The organism is Martelella lutilitoris (assembly GCF_016598595.1).
In the GTDB taxonomy this organism is placed as follows: Bacteria; Pseudomonadota; Alphaproteobacteria; order Rhizobiales; family Rhizobiaceae; genus Martelella; species Martelella lutilitoris_A.
The window spans coordinates 1-17,047 of the sequence record NZ_CP066787.1 but is presented as its reverse complement, the minus strand read 5'-3'; the positions used below and the strand labels follow the sequence as shown (position 1 = coordinate 17,047).

20 protein-coding genes and 3 pseudogenes are annotated in these 17,047 nt (G+C 59.9%); 19 read left to right on the top strand and 4 right to left on the bottom strand.

What is annotated here, in order from left to right; translation table 11 throughout:
• Positions 1-19: 19 nt before the first annotated feature.
• Together JET14_RS22935 and JET14_RS20755 are read right to left on the bottom strand one after the other, a co-directional pair.
• Positions 20-148 (bottom strand): hypothetical protein, encoded by a 129-nt coding sequence (locus JET14_RS22935; protein ID WP_281435299.1) that lies wholly within the window; start codon positions 146-148, stop codon positions 20-22.
• Positions 149-207: 59 nt separating this feature from the next.
• Positions 208-1,176: pseudogene (locus JET14_RS20755) on the bottom strand (Tn3 family transposase); the annotation flags it as partial.
• Between the two features lie 69 nt (positions 1,177-1,245).
• Here JET14_RS20755 and JET14_RS20750 point away from each other — a divergent pair.
• From JET14_RS20750 to JET14_RS20715, 8 genes are all read left to right on the top strand, one after another.
• The gene (locus tag JET14_RS20750; protein ID WP_200338250.1) at positions 1,246-2,013 is read left to right on the top strand and encodes an IS6 family transposase; all 768 of its coding nucleotides are present in this window, start codon (positions 1,246-1,248) and stop codon (positions 2,011-2,013) included.
• Between the two features lie 54 nt (positions 2,014-2,067).
• Positions 2,068-2,274 (top strand): helix-turn-helix domain-containing protein, encoded by a 207-nt coding sequence (locus JET14_RS20745; protein ID WP_246750661.1) that lies wholly within the window; start codon positions 2,068-2,070, stop codon positions 2,272-2,274.
• Positions 2,275-2,646: 372 nt separating this feature from the next.
• Positions 2,647-3,075 (top strand): pseudoazurin, encoded by a 429-nt coding sequence (locus tag JET14_RS20740; protein ID WP_200338248.1) that lies wholly within the window; start codon positions 2,647-2,649, stop codon positions 3,073-3,075.
• Positions 3,076-3,160: 85 nt separating this feature from the next.
• Positions 3,161-4,177: an ABC transporter substrate-binding protein gene (locus tag JET14_RS20735; protein WP_200338247.1), complete on the top strand. Its 1,017-nt coding sequence runs from the start codon at positions 3,161-3,163 to the stop codon at positions 4,175-4,177.
• Entirely contained in the window at positions 4,155-4,997 is an 843-nt protein-coding gene (locus JET14_RS20730; RefSeq protein WP_200338246.1) for an ABC transporter permease, read from the top strand. The genes JET14_RS20735 and JET14_RS20730 overlap by 23 nt, the downstream gene beginning before the upstream one ends.
• The gene (locus JET14_RS20725; RefSeq protein ID WP_200338245.1) at positions 4,994-5,746 is read left to right on the top strand and encodes an ABC transporter ATP-binding protein; all 753 of its coding nucleotides are present in this window, start codon (positions 4,994-4,996) and stop codon (positions 5,744-5,746) included. Before JET14_RS20730 ends, JET14_RS20725 begins: the two co-directional genes overlap by 4 nt.
• Complete coding sequence (locus JET14_RS20720; RefSeq protein WP_200338244.1) at positions 5,743-6,963, top strand: NnrS family protein; 1,221 nt, start codon at positions 5,743-5,745, stop codon at positions 6,961-6,963. Before JET14_RS20725 ends, JET14_RS20720 begins: the two co-directional genes overlap by 4 nt.
• Positions 6,964-6,980: 17 nt before the next feature.
• Positions 6,981-8,165: an NnrS family protein gene (locus JET14_RS20715; protein ID WP_246750660.1), complete on the top strand. Its 1,185-nt coding sequence runs from the start codon at positions 6,981-6,983 to the stop codon at positions 8,163-8,165.
• 5 nt (positions 8,166-8,170) lie between these two features.
• Here JET14_RS20715 and JET14_RS20710 read toward each other — a convergent pair whose 3' ends face one another.
• A complete protein-coding gene (locus tag JET14_RS20710) occupies positions 8,171-8,860 on the bottom strand; it encodes an NnrU family protein (protein WP_200338242.1) in 690 nt (229 codons plus the stop codon).
• A 129-nt stretch (positions 8,861-8,989) separates the two neighbouring features.
• Here JET14_RS20710 and JET14_RS20705 point away from each other — a divergent pair, with 129 nt between their 5' ends.
• The 4 genes and pseudogenes from JET14_RS20705 to JET14_RS20690 all read left to right on the top strand — a co-directional run.
• Positions 8,990-9,433 (top strand): RrF2 family transcriptional regulator, encoded by a 444-nt coding sequence (locus tag JET14_RS20705; RefSeq protein WP_200338241.1) that lies wholly within the window; start codon positions 8,990-8,992, stop codon positions 9,431-9,433.
• A gap of 468 nt (positions 9,434-9,901) precedes the next feature.
• Positions 9,902-10,120 (top strand): annotated as a pseudogene (locus JET14_RS22830) (hypothetical protein); the annotation flags it as partial.
• A gap of 281 nt (positions 10,121-10,401) precedes the next feature.
• The gene (locus JET14_RS20695; protein WP_200338298.1) at positions 10,402-10,653 is read left to right on the top strand and encodes a hypothetical protein; all 252 of its coding nucleotides are present in this window, start codon (positions 10,402-10,404) and stop codon (positions 10,651-10,653) included.
• 8 nt (positions 10,654-10,661) lie between these two features.
• Positions 10,662-10,985 (top strand): annotated as a pseudogene (locus JET14_RS20690) (Mu transposase domain-containing protein); the annotation flags it as partial.
• Between the two features lie 21 nt (positions 10,986-11,006).
• Here JET14_RS20690 and JET14_RS20685 read toward each other — a convergent pair.
• Positions 11,007-11,984, bottom strand: a complete 978-nt coding sequence (locus tag JET14_RS20685; RefSeq protein WP_200338240.1) for a LysR family transcriptional regulator — start codon at positions 11,982-11,984, stop codon at positions 11,007-11,009.
• Between the two features lie 124 nt (positions 11,985-12,108).
• On the opposite strand from JET14_RS20685, the gene JET14_RS20680 reads away from it, so the two are divergent.
• From JET14_RS20680 to JET14_RS20655, 7 genes are all read left to right on the top strand, one after another.
• Positions 12,109-12,258, top strand: coding sequence for a hypothetical protein (locus tag JET14_RS20680; protein ID WP_200338239.1), 150 nt, complete (start codon positions 12,109-12,111; stop codon positions 12,256-12,258).
• A 15-nt stretch (positions 12,259-12,273) separates the two neighbouring features.
• Positions 12,274-13,038 (top strand): hypothetical protein, encoded by a 765-nt coding sequence (locus JET14_RS22825; protein WP_246750658.1) that lies wholly within the window; start codon positions 12,274-12,276, stop codon positions 13,036-13,038.
• 126 nt (positions 13,039-13,164) lie between these two features.
• The gene (locus JET14_RS22820; RefSeq protein ID WP_246750657.1) at positions 13,165-13,419 is read left to right on the top strand and encodes a hypothetical protein; all 255 of its coding nucleotides are present in this window, start codon (positions 13,165-13,167) and stop codon (positions 13,417-13,419) included.
• Positions 13,420-13,612: 193 nt separating this feature from the next.
• On the top strand, positions 13,613-14,710 hold the full coding sequence (locus JET14_RS20670) for an ABC transporter substrate-binding protein (RefSeq protein WP_200338238.1): 1,098 nt from the start codon (positions 13,613-13,615) through the stop codon (positions 14,708-14,710).
• Positions 14,707-15,759 carry a FecCD family ABC transporter permease gene (locus JET14_RS20665; protein ID WP_180902370.1) on the top strand — a complete coding sequence of 351 codons (1,053 nt, stop codon included), beginning with the start codon at positions 14,707-14,709 and terminating at the stop codon, positions 15,757-15,759. The genes JET14_RS20670 and JET14_RS20665 overlap by 4 nt, the downstream gene beginning before the upstream one ends.
• A complete protein-coding gene (locus tag JET14_RS20660; protein ID WP_106313152.1) occupies positions 15,756-16,508 on the top strand; it encodes an ABC transporter ATP-binding protein in 753 nt (250 codons plus the stop codon). The genes JET14_RS20665 and JET14_RS20660 overlap by 4 nt, the downstream gene beginning before the upstream one ends.
• Positions 16,509-16,528: 20 nt before the next feature.
• A complete protein-coding gene (locus tag JET14_RS20655) occupies positions 16,529-17,044 on the top strand; it encodes a hypothetical protein (protein WP_106313149.1) in 516 nt (171 codons plus the stop codon).
• The last annotated feature ends 3 nt before the right edge of the window (positions 17,045-17,047 follow it).

The window sequence follows — 17,047 nt, the reverse complement described above, 5'->3', positions numbered from 1 at the left end:
CCCTGGGGAAGCGGCAATATCACGGGTTCTGAGACGCCTCGGCGCAGGCGCGGGCGATATAGGCGGCGATCATGGTATCGAGATGGGCGCCGCCGCCATTCTTGAAGACGGTCATCTCCTCAGGCGTATCGCGTCCGCAGCGGCCCATCGCCAGATCGTAGTGGTCGCCGATCGCGTCATCCGCTAAGAGCGAACGAAATGTGAACTTTATGCAGCAACCGCGCGACCGTTCGGAAGTCGCAAGGGGCTGAACTCTCCTGGCATGTGCTGTTCAGAGTCCCAGGAGTATATACCGGTGAGATTTATGTGCCCCCAACTGAGTGGCGAGACGTGCCTCAACAGTTCATCGGGAATGTAGCGCCCCCTTTGACGCAGATGAGCAACCGCGCGACTGAGATAAACTGTGTTCCAGTGAACAATGGCGCTGACAACAAGATTGAGACCGGATGCTCGGAAAGCTTGGCTGTCGTAGGAACGATCGCGGATTTCACCGCGTTCATGGAAAAAGACTGCGCGCTTCAGTTTGCGGGCAGCCTCCCCTTTATTCAGGCCAGCTTGGCAGCGTCTACGCAACGAAGGGCTGGAATACCACTCAATCTTGAACAGCGTTCGCTCAATGCGGCCGATTTCTCGTAATGCTCTGGCTAGGTTGTTTGATTCCGAGGAAGCCGAAAACCTCATGAGGATCATCGAGGGTGCGACAAGGCGTGCAGTGACCGAGGCGGCCAGGCGCAGCAAATCATCCCAATGGTCGAGAATAAGCGCCGTATTGATGGGCGCTCCGATGTGGTTTTCTATCCCGGGATATACATCGCCTTTTTCGAAGGCGTGGAATTTCCGGTCTTTTATGTTGCGGAGCCGTGGTGCAAAGCGTTTGCCAATCAGGGCGAATAGCGCGAAGATATGATCGCTGGCGCCACCGGTATCGGTAAAATGCTCATCGATTTCCAAAATCGTTTCGTGGTCAAAGAGTCCGTCGAGAACATAAGCCGCTTCGCTTTCCGTCGGGCTGATAGGTAATATTCCGAAATACCCGTACTGGTCGGATAGATGACTGTAGAATTTTGTCCCTGGCTCATCGCCGTAGTGCAAATTGATGTCGCCGTGCTTGGCGGCCCGGTCGCTGGCGCGGAAGAATTTGCCATCTAAAGAGGCCGATTTCCCGTTGCCCCAAAGCAGGGGGCTCTGTTGCAAAAATTTTGCCGATGCCCGAAAGAGTGCGGACAATTTTCAGCGGGACTTTTGATGAGCGATTTCAAGTGGCGTCATTTTCAGGGTGACGTGATTTTATGGGCGGTGCGGTGGTATTGCCGCTATGGGATCAGCTACCGCGATCTTGAACAGATGATGGGTGAGCGCGGTGTGCCCGTCGATCATTCCACGATTTATCGCTGGGTCCAGAAATACGCGCAGGAGATCGAAAAACGGCTGCGCTGGCATTGGCACCGACCACAGTCAACGAGCTGGCGCGTTGACGAAACCTATGTGAAGGTTCGCGGCAAATGGACCTATCTGTATCGGGCCGTCGACAAATTCGGCAACACGATCGATTTCTACCTGTCTCCGACACGCAATGCCAAAGCGGCCAAGCGCTTCCTCGGCAAAGCTTTGAACGGCCTGAAAGACTGGGAAAAGCCGACTTTCATCAACACTGACAAAGCGCCGACCTATGGGATTGCCATCGCGCAGTTGAAGGCCGAAGGCAGATGCCCCAATGACCTTGTGCATCGGCAGGTCAAATATCTGAACAATGTCGTCGAAGCTGACCACGGTAAGCTAAAGCAGCTGATCAAACCCGTCAGAGGGTTCAAGACGTTGAAGACGGCATATGCGACGATCAAGGGCTTCGAGGTCATGCGGGCGTTGCGCAAGGGCCAGGCTAATATTTTCAACCTGACACGAGACATCCGTGGGGAAGCGCGCATCGTTGAACGTGCTTTTGGTATCGGGCCGAGCGCGTTGACAGAAGCCGTGGAACTGCTCGCCCAGAATCTACAAGGTCAGACCGCTTGACAGCAGAAAATGAGGGCCTTGCCTTGCCAGCTGGATTTTTTTGCAACAGAGCCGTTGAAAGAGGGTTTCCGCCTGACAATCGGAAAATCGATCCACGCCTACCTGCGGACAACCCGGATCGAAGCCGCCGCCGACCTGATTTCGGCCGGCGCAAGCGTGACCGAAGCCGCCCTCGCCGTCGGCTTCGAAAATCTGAGCCACTTCAGCAAGGCCTTCCGCGCCGAAAAAGGCGTTCTGCCCAGCCGCTATGGCGCCGTTTGACCAACAGAACGACACGCGGAGCTCGCCATGACACGAAGCTTGTCCTCATACGTTGTTCGTGGTCGAAACGCGTCGTCAGACGCACACCCTGCCCGCCGGTCATCAAGACCATTGCCGGCATATGATTCCCAGCATTTGCGCTGAATGTTTCTGAAGCCAGTTCGTCCGATCACTGTCGAGCAGCCGGCTATTGGTTTCATACCGTTCAAGGCTCGTCGGCATCGCAGGATGCGCTAATAGCCGGTCGCACTGCGTCAACTTGACCCGCCCTAGCAGCAATCGTTGACCGTCACCATAAAAGATGAGTATAAAATACATGTTTTATTCTGACTCGGTCGCTAAGGACTGGCCGATACACTGACCGGTGCCCCCATGTTCCGCATCTTCGCCCTCTCGTTTCTCGTCCTGACCACCACGATGGCCCCGGTGCGGGCCGCAGATCATGTCGTGAACATGCTCAACCGGGGTGACGATGGCATCATGGTGTTCGAGCCCGGTCTGCTCGTCATTGAGCCCGGCGATACTGTGCGCTTTGTTGCCGCCGACCGGGGACACAATGCCGAAACCATTGACGGCATGGTTCCCGAAGGTGCAGCCGGCTTCGAGGGTCGGCTGAACGAGGAAGTCTTGTTTTCGCCCGATACCGAGGGCGTTTACGCCATCAAGTGCAAACCGCATTACGCCATGGGCATGGTCATGATCATCGCGGTCGGTGACGTACAGGCGCCTGACGGCCTCGTCAGCCGTCGTGTCCCGCCACGCGCGCGCAAGCGGTTCGAGGCTTATCTCGACGCGCTTTGAACGCTACGACATGCAAAAGGAAATCTTCGATGGCCCATCCCGACAAGCAGATCGACTGTCCTGAAGCAGTCGAAAGGAATCCCTCATGAACGGCCTGAAAACCTTCCCACTTCGCCGCCGCACGTTCCTTACCGGAATGGCCGGCATGGCAAGCCTGCCCGCAATCGGCTTTGGCGCGGGCCATGCCGCAGCCGCGGCGCCGCTTGCGCAAATATCGCTATCCGGGCCGCCTGCCGGACCGTCGATCACGCTCGCTCAGGCCGCGGCCACGGGCGCGTTCTCGAAGATCGCCGATAAGGCCGCATTCAACGTCTGGCGCAATCCCGACGAAGTCCGTGCCGGGATCACCTCCGGCCAGATGTCGCTAGTGGTGATGCCGGTCCAGGCAGCCGCCAACATGTATAATCGCGGCTTCGGCGTTCGGCTTGTCAACACGCTGACCAACGGACTGCTCTATATCATCGTCACCGACCCGTCTCTGCAAACGGTCGCAGCCTTGCGCGGCAGAAAGCTTGCGGTCCCGTTCCGCAACGACACGCCCGATCTAATCCTCAAGCGACTTTTCAAGGCCCACGATATCAATCCCCAACAAGACCTTTCGCTCGACACCACCGGCACGCCAATCGAAGCCATGCAACTCCTGCTGAGCGGCAGGATCGACGCCGCGCTTGTGCCGGAGCCGGCCGCTTCAGCCGCCATCATCAAAGGCAAGGCCGCGGGTGTGACAGTCACCCGCGCAATCGACGTGCAGAAAGCCTGGGGCGAGACGATGAATGTGCCGCCGGTTCTGCCGCAGGCAGGCCTTGCGGTGACAGAGCCATTCCTCGAAGACAATGGAACCCTCATCCCCGAACTTCATCAGGCACTGGTTGCGGCAACGGCCGCCGTCAACGCAGAGCCGGCAGAAGCCGCCAACAACGCGGCCTCTGCGCTTGGCATGCCCTGGCCTGTTCTGAAAGAAGCGATCGGCTATTCCAACCTGACGGCAACACAGGCAACCACGGCGCGACCGGCAATCGAATCCCTGTTGTCGATCCTTGCCGACAGCGATCCCGGCATTATCGGCGGAAAGCTTCCTGATGACGGATTTTACCTACTTTAGCGCAAGCGTCTTGCGCCCCGTGCTGGATCGCCTCGGCCGGACCGGGCAGTTTCTCTGGTCCGGCTTTGCGGGGCTGGCAGCATTTTCGCTGCTTGCCGCCGTCTGGCAATACGGGCACGAGCAATGGGGGGCGTTCATTCTGCCCTCCCCGATTGCAACACTTACCGCCACATGGTCGATCCTGTCCGATCCAGCCGCATGGTCGCTGATCGCGCAGACTGTCGGACGTGCGCTCCAGGGCTTCCTCCTCTCCGCGTTTTCCGGTGCGTTGCTCGGCGTGGTCGCCGGCCATTCCCCGGCAACGATCCGACTAGCGCGGCCGCTGATCACGATCCTGATCGGCGTGCCGCCGATCGCCTGGATTGTTCTGGCCCTGATCTGGTTCGGCGCGGGCGACGGAACCGTCATCGCAACTGTGGTGGTGACGGCCGTCCCCATCATCTTTGCGGGAACGGCCGAGGGTATTCTGAGCCGCGACCGGAAGCTCGATGACATGGCGCGCGTCTTCGGCGCAAATGCCTGGCGCAGGATGACAAGCCTGCGTCTGCGACAACTCACTGCCCATCTGTTTCCCGCCCTGACGCTGGCCCTCGGCATGTCTTTCAAGGTCGCGGTCATGGCCGAACTGCTGGCCAATGTCGGCGGAATCGGCGGCGAACTGTCGGCAGCCCGCAGTTATCTCGATATCACGCAGGCGCTCGCCTGGGTCATGATCGCGGTGATCGCGCTGCTGATCTTCGAATATGGCGTCATCCATCCAATCCGGTCCGAGTTCGAGCGCTGGCGACGAGCCGAAATTCCGTGGGGGGTCAAACGATGAAGACCGGCCTCACCCTGAAAGGGCTCCGTCATGCCTATCTCGGCCGCACGGTGTTGGACCATATCGACCTTGAGGTACCAGCGTCCGAGATCGTCGCCCTGGTTGGACCCTCCGGCAGCGGAAAAAGCACGCTGGTTCACCTTGCTGCTGACTTGCTGACGCCAATCGGCGGTCGGGTTGAGCGCAATTACAAACGCCATGCGATGATTTTTCAGGAACCGAGATTGCTGCCCTGGGCCACGGCGGCCGAAAATATCGTCTATCCCTTGAGGATCTCCGGCACCTCGCGCCGGGAGGCCAGGGCGAGGTTGAAGTCTGTTGCAGCCAAGGTCGCACTCCTACCGGACGACCTTGAAAAATATCCGGGCGAGCTTTCCGGCGGAATGCGCCAGCGCTGCGCAATCGCGCGCGCGTTGATTGTCGCGCCGGACTTTATCTATTTCGATGAGCCTTTCACCGCTTTGGATGTTGCACTGAAACGGCGGATGCAGGATCTCGTGATCGCCGCGACGCAATCGTCCAGCTTCGGCGGTATCTTCGTGACCCACGATCTGATGGAAGCCGCACGGATAGCCCACCGAGTGGCCGTGCTGGATGTCGGCGGCGGCGGGATTGTCGGCGAACGTCTGGTTCCCGGAACGCCTGGCATGCGCGACGATGCCGAGCTTTTCGCGCTTTCGCAGCGCTGGATACGCGAAGACACCGCCTTTCGTCATATTCACGACGTCGACGAAAGGATGAGCGGATGAGCCTTGTCGATACATCCGTTCTGCGCGGCCGGCGCAGCTTCCTGCACGTTCTCGGCGATGAAGGTTTCCGGCTGTTCTTCCCCTTGAGCGCCCTCTACGCGGCCGTCTGGCCGTTCCTGTGGGTGGTGGTCCATGGCTACGAACTTCCCGCGGTTGGGGCAATACCACCGAGCATCTGGCATGTGCACGAGATGATCATCGGAGCGTTCGGCGCTGCACTTCTGGGCTTCTTAACAACGGCCATCCCGGAATGGACGGACACGCCGCGCCTTCGCGGCAAGGCGCTCTATGCACTCGCGGCAATCTGGGGTGTTGCACGCATTTGCGGGCTGGTCGGCGCTGAGGGTGTTTTTTGGATAGGCGCCATCACGGATATTGTCTGGACCGGCTTTCTTGCGGCCTATGTGCTTCGCGTCAGCCTGGACAAGAAGAACAGCAGACTGACCGGTTTTATCCTTTGGCTTGCAGGCCTGTGGCTTTGCGAAACGGCAACGCGTTATGCCTTCGCCACCGGAAACGTGGAACATGCGCAGCTTTTCACCCACCTTTCGGGTTTCATCTTCCTCGGGCTGCTCGGTCTTGCTCTGGCACGCATCACAGTGCCCGTTACCAACGACATTCTGGATCCTTCGGGAGAGACATCCCCGTTCAGGCCGCATCCCGGGCGTCTCAATCTCGCCCCCGGTGTGATGACCATCCTGATCGCGGCGGAACTTTCCGGATTGTCCTCCGAGGTCACGGGATTTGTCTTCATCGCCGCCGGTGCGGCCTTTCTCGACCGCGTGGCCGAAGCTTTCGTCGGACGCGCTTTTTTCCGGGCTGAAATCGCAGTGCTGGCCGGATCAAGCGCGCTGGCAGGCATCGGCCTCATCGCGATCGGCTGCGCCCGGCTAGGGCTGCCGGTAATGGAAACCACCGGCCTGCACATAGCCCTGATGGGAGGGCTTGGCCTCGGCGTCATCGCGGTCTTCTGCATTGCCGGATTAAGACACACGGGTCAGCCGCTCGCATTCTCCGTGGCGACGAAGATTACAATCGCACTGATCGTCATCGCGATCGCAATCCGAACTCTTCCAGAATTCGGGATCGCGTCCGGGCTCGTCGGTCACCACCACGCAGTGGCGGCAATTTTCTGGGCCGGCGGCTTTCTGCTCTGGCTCAGGGTCTACTGGCCAGCGTTCGCCGATCCTGCAACACTCAACCAACATGATTGCTGAGAAGAACAATGACGACAATGGCAAGACTGCGCGCATGGCAGGGACCGGCGATTTTCAGCTATGGTTTCCGGCCCTTCTTCCTTTTCGGCGCGCTTGACGCCGCCCTGCTGATCGCACTCTGGGTGCCGTGGTATCTGGGCTTTATTCAAGTGCCGAGCATGTTCACGCCCGTCTCATGGCATGTGCACGAACTGCTTTACGGCTATGTTCCAGCGATCATCGCCGGCTTTCTTCTGACCGCCGTTCCCAACTGGACGGGCCGTCTGCCGGTGGTCGGCTGGCCGCTTGCGGGCCTGTTTGGCCTCTGGCTTGGCGCGCGGGTCCTCGTCGCCTTTTCGGCTTCGCTGACGCCCGCCCTTGTCTATCTCGCTGCCCTCGCTTTCCCGCTGGCGCTGATCGGGTTTCTGACGCGGGAAATTCTGGCCGGGCGTAACTGGCGGAACCTGAAGGTGGTCTTGGTTCTCACCCTTTTTACCACCACGCAGATCCTGTTTTACTACGAAAACAGCCGCTACGGCACGTCGGTCTATGCCGAACGCGCCGCGATCGCCCTCATCATCATGCTGATCCAGATCATCGGCGGCCGGGTGGTTCCAAGCTTCACCCGAAACTGGCTCAAGAAGCAGGGTTCTCCGGTTCTTCCGCCTGCTTTCGGCCAATTCGACCGGTTCGTGATGGTGATGAGCGCTGCCGGTCTCTGCGCATGGGTCGTGTTCCCTGCATTCGACATAGAAGAGCCGGTGCTGGGTTTGCTGCTGATGGCCATCGGTGCCTTCAACCTGTTCCGGCAATGGCGCTGGCGACCACTGAAAACCCTGGCTGAGCCGCTGGTCTTCATTCTGCATCTGGCGTTCCTGCCGGTCAGTCTCGGCTTCGTCTTCGCCGGCTATGCTGCCTTTACGGGCGATGGGGGCGCTGAAAGTGCGGCGATCCACTGCTGGACCGTCGGCGCCATCGGCGGCATGACGCTTGCAATCATGACCCGCGCCAGCCGCGGCCACACCGGCCATCCGCTGACGGCGCCGCCGGCAACGGCGGCAATCTATCTGGCGATCATGATCGCACTGGTCCTGCGTCTTGCGGCCGCTTTCAATCCCAACTGGACATTCACGCTGATGCCCTTCGCCGGTCTGGCGTGGGTTCTCGCCTTTGCCGGCTTCTGCGTGGTCTACGGACCAATGCTGCTCAGGCCTCGCGGCTGAAACGGTTACAGCCAGGCCATCGGATCGACGCCGATCAGCAGACGGTGTCCCTGCAACAGGAACCAGACATAGAAGGCCAGCCCAAGGCTGGTCCAGAGCCAGAAGTCTCGATCCATCCGCAGATGCGTGCGCCCTTCAATGAGCGCCAGAAATGGCACAACGGAGGTTTGCGCGCGCACCGTCGCCCACTCGCCATCGCCCAACCGGCGGCGCGCACGACGGTCGAGCACAGGTATTCCGGCAAGCGCGAGCAACCCCATGCCGCCAAACAGGATCAGCGACACGACATCCCCGTTCGGCGGAATATGGGCGAGCGACCAGATCAGAAAACCGATCAGCACGGGGTGGCGGGTTATGGCGGTGATCGGGCCATGCGCGCCCGCCTCGCCACTGCGCCGGAAGGTGATCGAAAGCCGGTTTTGCGCCGCAAGCCCGGCTGTGATGAACCAGAAGGCGAACGGCATCGCGATTACGGGCACAAGAGCCTGCCAGGGCGCTGGATACCAGAGATAAATCAACGGTGCCTGCCGGGCCGCGACGATGATCCAGACCAGAAGCAGGATCGACAGAAAAGAATAGGCGAAGAGATAGACAGGACGCCCTAGCAGGGCGATCAGCCTTGTCCGCACGGGGGGCGCCGGCGGAATGACATGGGCCAGCAGGAAAGCGAAAATCGCGAGCAGAAAATTCGTCATGTCTTGGTCCCGCCTTCGGACGAAATATAAGATTCATCTTCGGTATATGATAATACCGGCAACAGAGGAAATGCCCGGATGCGGAACGTCCTCTGCGTTCCGCCGCCACAGCATCCACGGAGTGCGTTCATGCGTCTGACAACCTTTTCCGATTATGCGCTGCGCGTATTGATGTACGCGGCATCCGCCGGCGACCGGCTGATCACCATCGAAGAGACGTCGACCGCCTATGCGATCTCGAAGACGCATCTGATGAAGGTCGTGAATGTTCTGACCAGACACGGATATCTGGTCAGCGTGCGCGGGCGCTCCGGCGGTTTCCGGCTGGCGCTGCCGCCCGAGCGGATCAATCTCGGTGCGGTCATTCGTGCAACGGAAGCCGATTTCGCGCTTGTCGAGTGCTTTGCGACCGGCAACCAGTGCGTGGTCACGAAAACCTGCAAGCTGCCGGCGATCCTGAACGAAGCGCTTATATCCTTCCTCACCGTTTTTGATCACTACACGCTCGCCGACATCGTGCTGTCGCCCCAGGTCTTCGGGCCGGGGTCACCGGCACGATCCTCTCCGCCATAAGGCGAGACGACAAGACAGATCCGTCTCGCCTCCTCTATGGCCAGCGTATGGCGGGAATGGCTCGCTTTCGATACGGCGCTGACGCCGCCAGATGCACATGTCGATCGCGCCTGGTGATGCGGTATCATGCCGGGCGCGAAAGCCACGCCCGGATCGTCATAGCGCAAGCCGTCCATCATCTCTTCATGCATCCCCATCATCGACTGTTCGTAGGCTTCGATCACCGTCAGAGTGCCAGCTCCGGAGCGCCTGCCCCCAGCTCGCCATCGCCTCCGTTCATATCCGCCAGAGCCAGCGGTCCGCGCGGAAAAAGGCGGCATGAAGACCCCAATAGACGGTCAAGAAAATCACCAGCGCCGAAGCAAGACCGAGTGGGACGCCGATGAGCGAACGCAGGGGCGAATGATCTACGAAGGTTACGGATGGGCAAGAAAAGCCGCTTCGAGTCCATGCAACGTTCGACCTTGTGAAACCCGTTCCTGGCATGGCTGGCATCGCCACGTCTCGCTCGTCATGCTCGCCTTCGCCATGATGGCCACCATCCGCCATCATGCCAACGCCGCGCCACCCCCAAAAACGGTGCGTCGCATCGCCAACCGCCTCGCGCGTCAGCAAATCCGACCCGCACACATCATCTCATGGTCGCTCTGGCGACGAGCCCATATCAAATCAAAATCGCAACTGTAATGCTAACATCAGACACTTCGCCGCACCGGCTCCCACGCCAGCCCACTTGACTTTGATCGATTGCGAGGACACACCTTATCACTATGAACTATACGAGTTTCCATCTCCGCTCCCAACGGGTTCGCCTTAACGTAGGCAAATAGCCCCCGGCCTGGTCGCGTCGCGCCCCGGTCGCGGGGCACGGGCATTTTGCCACCGGGCGCTCGAAACAGCGCCTGTCAAGCGACACAAATCCCTAGATAGCAGAGATAACGCCCGCACTCGCGGCCTTCATTTTGCTGATGATCTCAGCAAGGAGACAGACTGCGCCTTCAAACCAAAAGAAACTGCGCAAACCTGCAATTGTTCTGACGAAAACCGACCACAAGCGCCTTCTGCTTCTTGCCGAACGCTTTGCCGAGCAGAATGCTGGCCTTGCCGATTTTCTTCTCAGCGAACTCGAACGCGCTCGTATTGTTGAAGACGAACGCATTGCTACTGATGTGGTGCGCCTGCCACCGAAGTGCGGCAAAGATATCGAGGCGTCAGCGTGATCATGCCAGATAAGGGGAATGTCGAGGGCCTTGTCGGCTATGCCCGGCGTAACTTCATGGTCCCCATCCCGCAGTTTGCGACCTGGGATGCTTTCAATGCCTTTCTGGAAGAACAGTGCCGGAAGCGCCAATGTGACAGGCTGCGCGGTGAGAGCGAGACGATCGGTGAACGACTGCAGCGCGATCTGGCTGCCATGCAGTCCTTGCCAGCGTCGCCATTTGACGCCTGCGACCAAGCCAGCGCCAGGGTGACGGCCCAGTCTCTCGTTCGCTACAAGACGAACGACTATTCCGTGCCCGTCGCCTATGGCCACAATGGAGACCAAATACGACCTTGCAACTTTTCTAACCAACTATAAGGAACTCGCGCCTGCGATCGGAAGATCGCATACCGCCTGCATCTCGCTCAAAATATGGCACAACTGATGAAATGCCTCCTGATGAGGCGACGATCTGCGCCAAGAAGCGTATATGGTTCGTTGTGGCGCGCGGCCGGAGATGCTCACAATTTTTACATTAGGAAAGGTACTTAGCCGGGGAGAGGCTAACGAAGGAACCATACTAGCCCCCCCTTTCATTGAAACGAGCGCACCGATTGTTTCGAGACTCAACCCTCTGATTTCGGTGCGACAAGCATTGTAGTCGTGCTGTGTCGTGCGTATCGCTGCAGGTAGCGTATCTTCGCTATAACCCTCGCCGTCTGCCATCGTCATAAACTCAGATGCATCAAGATCCTGAACGTTTATTGATGTCTTTGCCGCAAGCGGATGAGCTACGTTGGCGATCAAATCAAAGCGCTCGGTGAACAGAGGTTTTGTTTCCAGATCCGCATTGTCAGCGAAACAGCAAGATAACATCATGTCAATTTCACTTCCGCGCAGACGTTGGGTGACCCCTTCGGTCTTGCCTTCCAGGAGATCAATTCTGACATCAGGAAAGTTTGCCTCGAACAGATTTACGACGTGAGGCAAAACATAGGCACCGATCGTTGAGATCGCGCCAAGTTTAAGGTGCCCTCCGAAGGGCCGGCTCGTCTTCACGGCGAGTAGGTCAAGTTTACCAACCACCCCGAGGACATCCTGAATGTGAGACAAGAGAACCTCACCTTCCAGGGTCGCCTTCACCTGCTGGCTGGACCGTTCGAATAAGGTCGTGCCAAGAGCTTCCTCGACCTTGCGAACCTGATGGGAGAGGCCCGACGGGCTTATCCCTAACTCCCGCGCAACGACCCTAAAGCTGGAGCGCTTCCAGACGGTCGTAACAAGGAGAAAATCCCGTATCGAGACCGCCGATAGCTTGTTCGATATGATCGTTCGATCTGTTCTATTCATTCGACTTGTCCAAACGCCACCTCATCTCCTATCCGAAAAAACATGATAGTACTAGTCATGATATTCAGAACCATGCTGGCTCATGACTTTGCCTTGCAGACAGAACTGATCGGTAGGGGGCAGCATGACCACGATTTTCTTGAAATCCACTTTCGAAGAGCCATCCGAGACGGTTCGGGCTGCCGCGCTCCGTGGAGAAGTCGCCATCACAGAGCAAGCCGATCTCACGGCCGAGATTCTCATGTCGCACAAGGGGCTGATCACCGGTAATTAGCTCGACCAGAATGCCATGCTGGCGCTCAAGGATGCGCTCGCGTCTTTTCTCGATCACGGTGGGCGCTGGTTCATCAACGGCCATATGGCGCGTCCGCTGGTTGATGGCATCGGTCAGTATCGTTCGATCGTCGCACCAAAACGACAAAATTTAGATCTGTCGTCGATCAATCCTCATTCGCTCTATGACGGTATCGACCTGAAGAAGATCGAGACCAACAGGGGCGTCGCGGGTTTCTACGGACGCGGCTGCAATCCGCCACCGGAGGGCGCGGTGGCCGTCAATGGGCTGGGTCCCACGCAAGTCCCGGTCGATTGGGTGTGGGCAAGGCCGCGGGGTGGCCGGTTCTTCTCCCATGCCGGCAATGACCTCGGCACGATCGGGCTTGAATGGAATCTCGCCCCGGACCTGACGCGGCGCATTATCAACTGGGCAAACGGCGGTTCCTGCCTCTCCTCGAATTGCTTCGCGCTGACACTGCCGCTCGAAGACTTGCCGCTGACCAGGGCCGAGAGCTATGGCGGCGCGCGCGATACAGGCAGGGTGGGCCCACGCATCGTCGCGTCGAGTTCCGGAACCTACTATCATATCCATAGTCTGGAAGGGTCGGCCTATACCGGTATTTTCGATGTCATCTGCGCACCCGAGGACCTCGTTAACGTACTGCGCCCCCAGGATATCCTCTGGGTGCCATGCCGAACCCCGGCCCAGCGCATGATCAAGCAGAGGGCTGTCATCGCGCGCCAGCTTGATGCCGGCGGCACGGTGATCGCGTTGTGAGAAAGCCAGTCGGAATTATGGCTTCCTGCGGTCCATTTCACCAGAACGCCGACAAATTGGTGGTGGTGGCTCACCCCTGGGGCTGATCTCGGGGTCGAACTGACCGATCAGGCTAAGACACACCCATTGATGCGCCACATCGGCAAGCAGGACGTGACCTGGCATCTGCACGGCTGGTTCACGCCACCGGAAGGCGCACCGGTTCTGGCTCGCGACGGCGAGGGGCGCGCCATCCTCTACATGGACACGATTTCGACGGCCGGCACGATGGTCATCTCCTCGCTCGACCCGATGTTCCATCACGGTTCACGCTTCATGCCTGCAACGACCCGCTTCCTCGACCGCTTTGCACCCAATCTGAGGGCCTGTGCGAATGCTTGACACGATTTCCCGTCAATGGCGGTCACCTGTCGTCGGCATTAATGCGATCGATAGTTGTCTGGCAGCAGCTTTCCCGATGGCGCCGCTGTTCGAAATTCCTTTCCACATTGTCCGATTTGTTCGACTTGATACGACGCCTTCCCCTTTGTACAAAAAAACATGAGTATTATTATCATGAATAATGGGACAACCGATGACTTTGAAACTGCGCCTGTCTGCCGCCTTTTTCCTTCTCGCCCTTTCGCCGGCGCCGCTCCTTGCTGATCCCGTCACCTTCAAGGATGTTACGGGCGCGGAGATTACGCTGCCCGGCCCAGCGAAGCGGATCGTAACGCTGCCGCAGCCCGGTGCCGCGACTGTCATTGCGGTGGACGGCTCCTCGGAGCACCTGGTCGGCATGAATCCTGTTTCGCGCAAGGCCTTCGAAACAGGTCTTCTCAAAAAGATGTTCCCGGATGCCGCGTCCATCGAGAGTGGCATTGTCGCGGAGGGCGGCAACGGGTGGATGCCGAATGTCGAGGCGATCGCTGCGCTGAAGCCGGACCTCGTCATCCAGTGGGGCGGACGTGGCGACGAACTGGTGGCCCCCCTGCGCAATGCCGGTATTCCCGTCGCGCTGATGGTCGGTGGCGGCAATGGTGGCACGGAGGAACTGGCGCGGGAGAATATCCGCCTCGTCGCCAATATCCTTGGCAAGCAAGACAAGGCGGAGGCGTTGTTCAAATGGCGTGACGCGGTGATCGACGAGATCAAGGCGACGCTTGCCGCGCATCAGGACGCCACCAGACCGAGAATCCTGCACCTGCGATCCTCCAAGAGCAAGTTCACGGCGACCGGTGAGAAGAGCTACCAGAACTTCTACATCACATTGGTGGGCGGCGAAAATGTCGCCGCAGGTCTTGGCGTCCGGGCCGAGGTCAATGCAGAGCAGATCGCGGCCTGGAACCCCGACCTTATCATGCTGACGGCGCACGAAGCCGACGCCGGCCGCGAAACGATCCTGGAGGATGCAATCCTGTCGCAGACAGCCGCGGCAAAGGCTGGTCGCGTCTACAAGACGCCGAACGGCGGTTATGTCTGGGACAGCGCCAGCCATGAAAGCCCCTTCACCTGGATGTGGCTCGCCAATCTCGCCCATCCGGACCTCTTCCATTTCGACCTGCGCACCGAGGTGAAGAGCGGCTTCGAGCAGCTCTATAACTATACGCCCACCGATGAAGAGATCGATGCCGTGCTGAAGCTCGAACTCAACAAGGGTGCCGCCAACTACGAGCAGTTTGCCCGCAAATGACGTCCGCCCTGACCGAGGCCCGGCTTTCGAACGGGCAGGCGGCTGGCGGCGCCCTTCACTGGCTGTCGCTCGTGCTTGTCCTTGCGGTGGCGGCTTTCGTCTCCGCCGCCACCGGGCGGTTCCACATACCGCTTGCCGACGTATGGCAGATTCTCGGCCGCTGGCTTTCCAGCATGGCCGCACCGGAAACGATGGAAGAGCGCATACTCATCAATGTGCGCCTGCCGCGGATCCTGCTCGCAGCGATCGTCGGAGCGGGACTTGCGCTCTGCGGTGCGGCCCTGCAGGCGCTCTTTCGCAATCCGCTCGTCTCGCCCCGTGTCCTGGGTCTTTCCTCCGGCGCGGCACTGGGCGGCACGCTGACCCTGCTCGTCGGAGGCAGTGCCGCGATGCTGTTTGCGGCCACCTTCGCCTCGGCGCTTACGGCGCTGGTCCTGGTGGCGGTGATTTCGCATATGGCAGGGCGTTCGATCCTTTCCATCGTCCTGGCCGGCATCGTCATAGACGCATTGTTTTCCGCCATGATCTCGCTCACGCAATATGTCGCCGATCCGGAGACCTCGCTTCCCGCCATCGTCTTCTGGCTGATGGGCAGCTTTTCCTCGTCAAGCTGGCAAAAAGTCGGTGAGCATGGTCCGGTCATCCTCGTCGCCATCGCGCTTCTCTATCGCCTGCGTTTCCGCATCGCGGTGCTCTCGATGGGGGAAGAGGAGGCGCGGTCCTTCGGCGTCAATGTCGGCTTCTCGCGCTGGCTTGTCTTTGCGGTCATCTCGGTGATCATCGGCGGTTGCGTTGTGGTTTCCGGCGTCATCGGCTGGGTCGGCCTCGTCATTCCCCATGCCGCGCGCCTGCTCGTCGGCGAAAGCCATCGCCGCTTCCACGGTACGGCGGCGCTGCTCGGCGCCAGCTTCATGGTGACGGTCGATACGCTCGCCCGCACCGTGACGAGCGCGGAACTGCCGCTCGGTATCCTGACGGCGGTCATAGGCGCACCCGTCTTCATCTATCTCCTGTGCACGCGCCAGACGCAGGGAGGCCCTGCCCGATGATCACACTCAAGGATGCCGGCCTTCGAAGGGGTGAGCGCTGGATCTTCCGCCATGTCAGCTTCAAGCTGGCGGAGGGTGAGGTGCTGGCGATCCTCGGCCGTAACGGACGGGGCAAGACGACGCTGCTGCGCACCTTGCTCGGTTCGCTGACATTGACCGAGGGTGAGCGCACCATGCCGGCGCTCGTCGGCTACGTGCCGCAGTTGCAAAGTGGCGGCGAGCAGCATCGCTGCCTCGATATCGTGACGATGGGACGGGCCGGGCGGCTCGGGCTTTTCGGCCTGCCGGGCAAGCAGGACGAGGCGGCGGCGCTCTCCGCGCTCGCGGCCGTGGGCGCCGAGTGTTTCGCCGGGCGGCCCTTCGGCCAGCTTTCCGGCGGCGAGCGGCAGGTTGTGCTGCTTGCCCGGGCGCTGGCGACGGAAACGAAAGTACTGGTGCTCGACGAGCCAGCCGCCTCGCTCGACCTCGCCAATCAGGACCTTCTGCTCGGAGTCCTCATGCGCCTGCGGCAGGCGCGCGGCCATACGATCATCTTTACGACCCACCATCCGCAGCACGGCCTGTTCCTTGCGGACCGGGCGCTGATGATGCATGCCGGAGACGAGGTCCGCTATGGCCAAGCCTCCGCGATGATGACGGACGGAGAACTCGCCCGTCTCTACGGCGTGCCGTTTGCCCGCCATACTCCCGGCCCCGGCCGGCCAGATGTCGTTTCCCCGATCTTCGGGGAGGCGGCCCTTCCATCATAACCGCAAGACAGGAGCCAATCTTGGATACGATCACCTATCTCGAAAACGGCGAAACCTTCACCGTCAGCTTTGCCGAACTACTGAACTATCACGGCACCACCTTTCCGGGCGGCGTGGCGCATGGCCTGAAAGTGATGCAACGCGCCTTTCCGCTGCTCGACGAGGGCCGCCCGATCGAGCGCCGCGAGGTGCGCATCGATACGGCGTTTCCCGGCCCCGGCGGCCGCGACGCCATCGAATTCGTCACGCGCGCCCTGACGGACGACCGCTACACGGTTGACCGGTCGCTCGGTTGGGATGGCATCGAGGAAAGCCCCAAGGGCAAATACTACTTCCGCTTCACCTATCGGGGTACCGTCGTTGAGGTGACGATCCGTCCCGGCCATGTCCGCCCCGAGTTTATCACGCTGGCTCGCAAGGAGGACAGGACAGCCGAAGACGAGATACAGCTTGCCGCGTTGAAGCGCGAAATGGGTGATCGTCTGGTGCCACTCTCTCCCGAGGATGTCTATGACGCCAAGGTCAGCCGTGCCTGAGCA

What these genes read in the sequence shown, in the direction of transcription:
- JET14_RS20705 (WP_200338241.1), top strand. Translation starts at nt 8,990, where the DNA reads ATGCGTCTGACAACCTTTTCCGATTATGCGCTGCGCGTATTGATGTAC.
- JET14_RS20730 (WP_200338246.1), top strand. Translation starts at nt 4,155, where the DNA reads ATGACGGATTTTACCTACTTTAGCGCAAGCGTCTTGCGCCCCGTGCTG.
- JET14_RS20660 (WP_106313152.1), top strand. Translation starts at nt 15,756, where the DNA reads ATGATCACACTCAAGGATGCCGGCCTTCGAAGGGGTGAGCGCTGGATC.
- JET14_RS20695 (WP_200338298.1), top strand. Translation starts at nt 10,402, where the DNA reads ATGATCTCAGCAAGGAGACAGACTGCGCCTTCAAACCAAAAGAAACTG.
- JET14_RS20665 (WP_180902370.1), top strand. Translation starts at nt 14,707, where the DNA reads ATGACGTCCGCCCTGACCGAGGCCCGGCTTTCGAACGGGCAGGCGGCT.
- JET14_RS20735 (WP_200338247.1), top strand. Translation starts at nt 3,161, where the DNA reads ATGAACGGCCTGAAAACCTTCCCACTTCGCCGCCGCACGTTCCTTACC.
- JET14_RS20685 (WP_200338240.1), bottom strand. Translation starts at nt 11,984, where the DNA reads ATGAATAGAACAGATCGAACGATCATATCGAACAAGCTATCGGCGGTC.
- JET14_RS20715 (WP_246750660.1), top strand. Translation starts at nt 6,981, where the DNA reads ATGGCAAGACTGCGCGCATGGCAGGGACCGGCGATTTTCAGCTATGGT.
- JET14_RS20680 (WP_200338239.1), top strand. Translation starts at nt 12,109, where the DNA reads ATGACCACGATTTTCTTGAAATCCACTTTCGAAGAGCCATCCGAGACG.
- JET14_RS20725 (WP_200338245.1), top strand. Translation starts at nt 4,994, where the DNA reads ATGAAGACCGGCCTCACCCTGAAAGGGCTCCGTCATGCCTATCTCGGC.
- JET14_RS20750 (WP_200338250.1), top strand. Translation starts at nt 1,246, where the DNA reads ATGAGCGATTTCAAGTGGCGTCATTTTCAGGGTGACGTGATTTTATGG.
- JET14_RS20720 (WP_200338244.1), top strand. Translation starts at nt 5,743, where the DNA reads ATGAGCCTTGTCGATACATCCGTTCTGCGCGGCCGGCGCAGCTTCCTG.
- JET14_RS20710 (WP_200338242.1), bottom strand. Translation starts at nt 8,860, where the DNA reads ATGACGAATTTTCTGCTCGCGATTTTCGCTTTCCTGCTGGCCCATGTC.
- JET14_RS22935 (WP_281435299.1), bottom strand. Translation starts at nt 148, where the DNA reads ATGGGCCGCTGCGGACGCGATACGCCTGAGGAGATGACCGTCTTCAAG.
- JET14_RS20740 (WP_200338248.1), top strand. Translation starts at nt 2,647, where the DNA reads ATGTTCCGCATCTTCGCCCTCTCGTTTCTCGTCCTGACCACCACGATG.
- JET14_RS22825 (WP_246750658.1), top strand. Translation starts at nt 12,274, where the DNA reads ATGCTGGCGCTCAAGGATGCGCTCGCGTCTTTTCTCGATCACGGTGGG.
- JET14_RS20670 (WP_200338238.1), top strand. Translation starts at nt 13,613, where the DNA reads ATGACTTTGAAACTGCGCCTGTCTGCCGCCTTTTTCCTTCTCGCCCTT.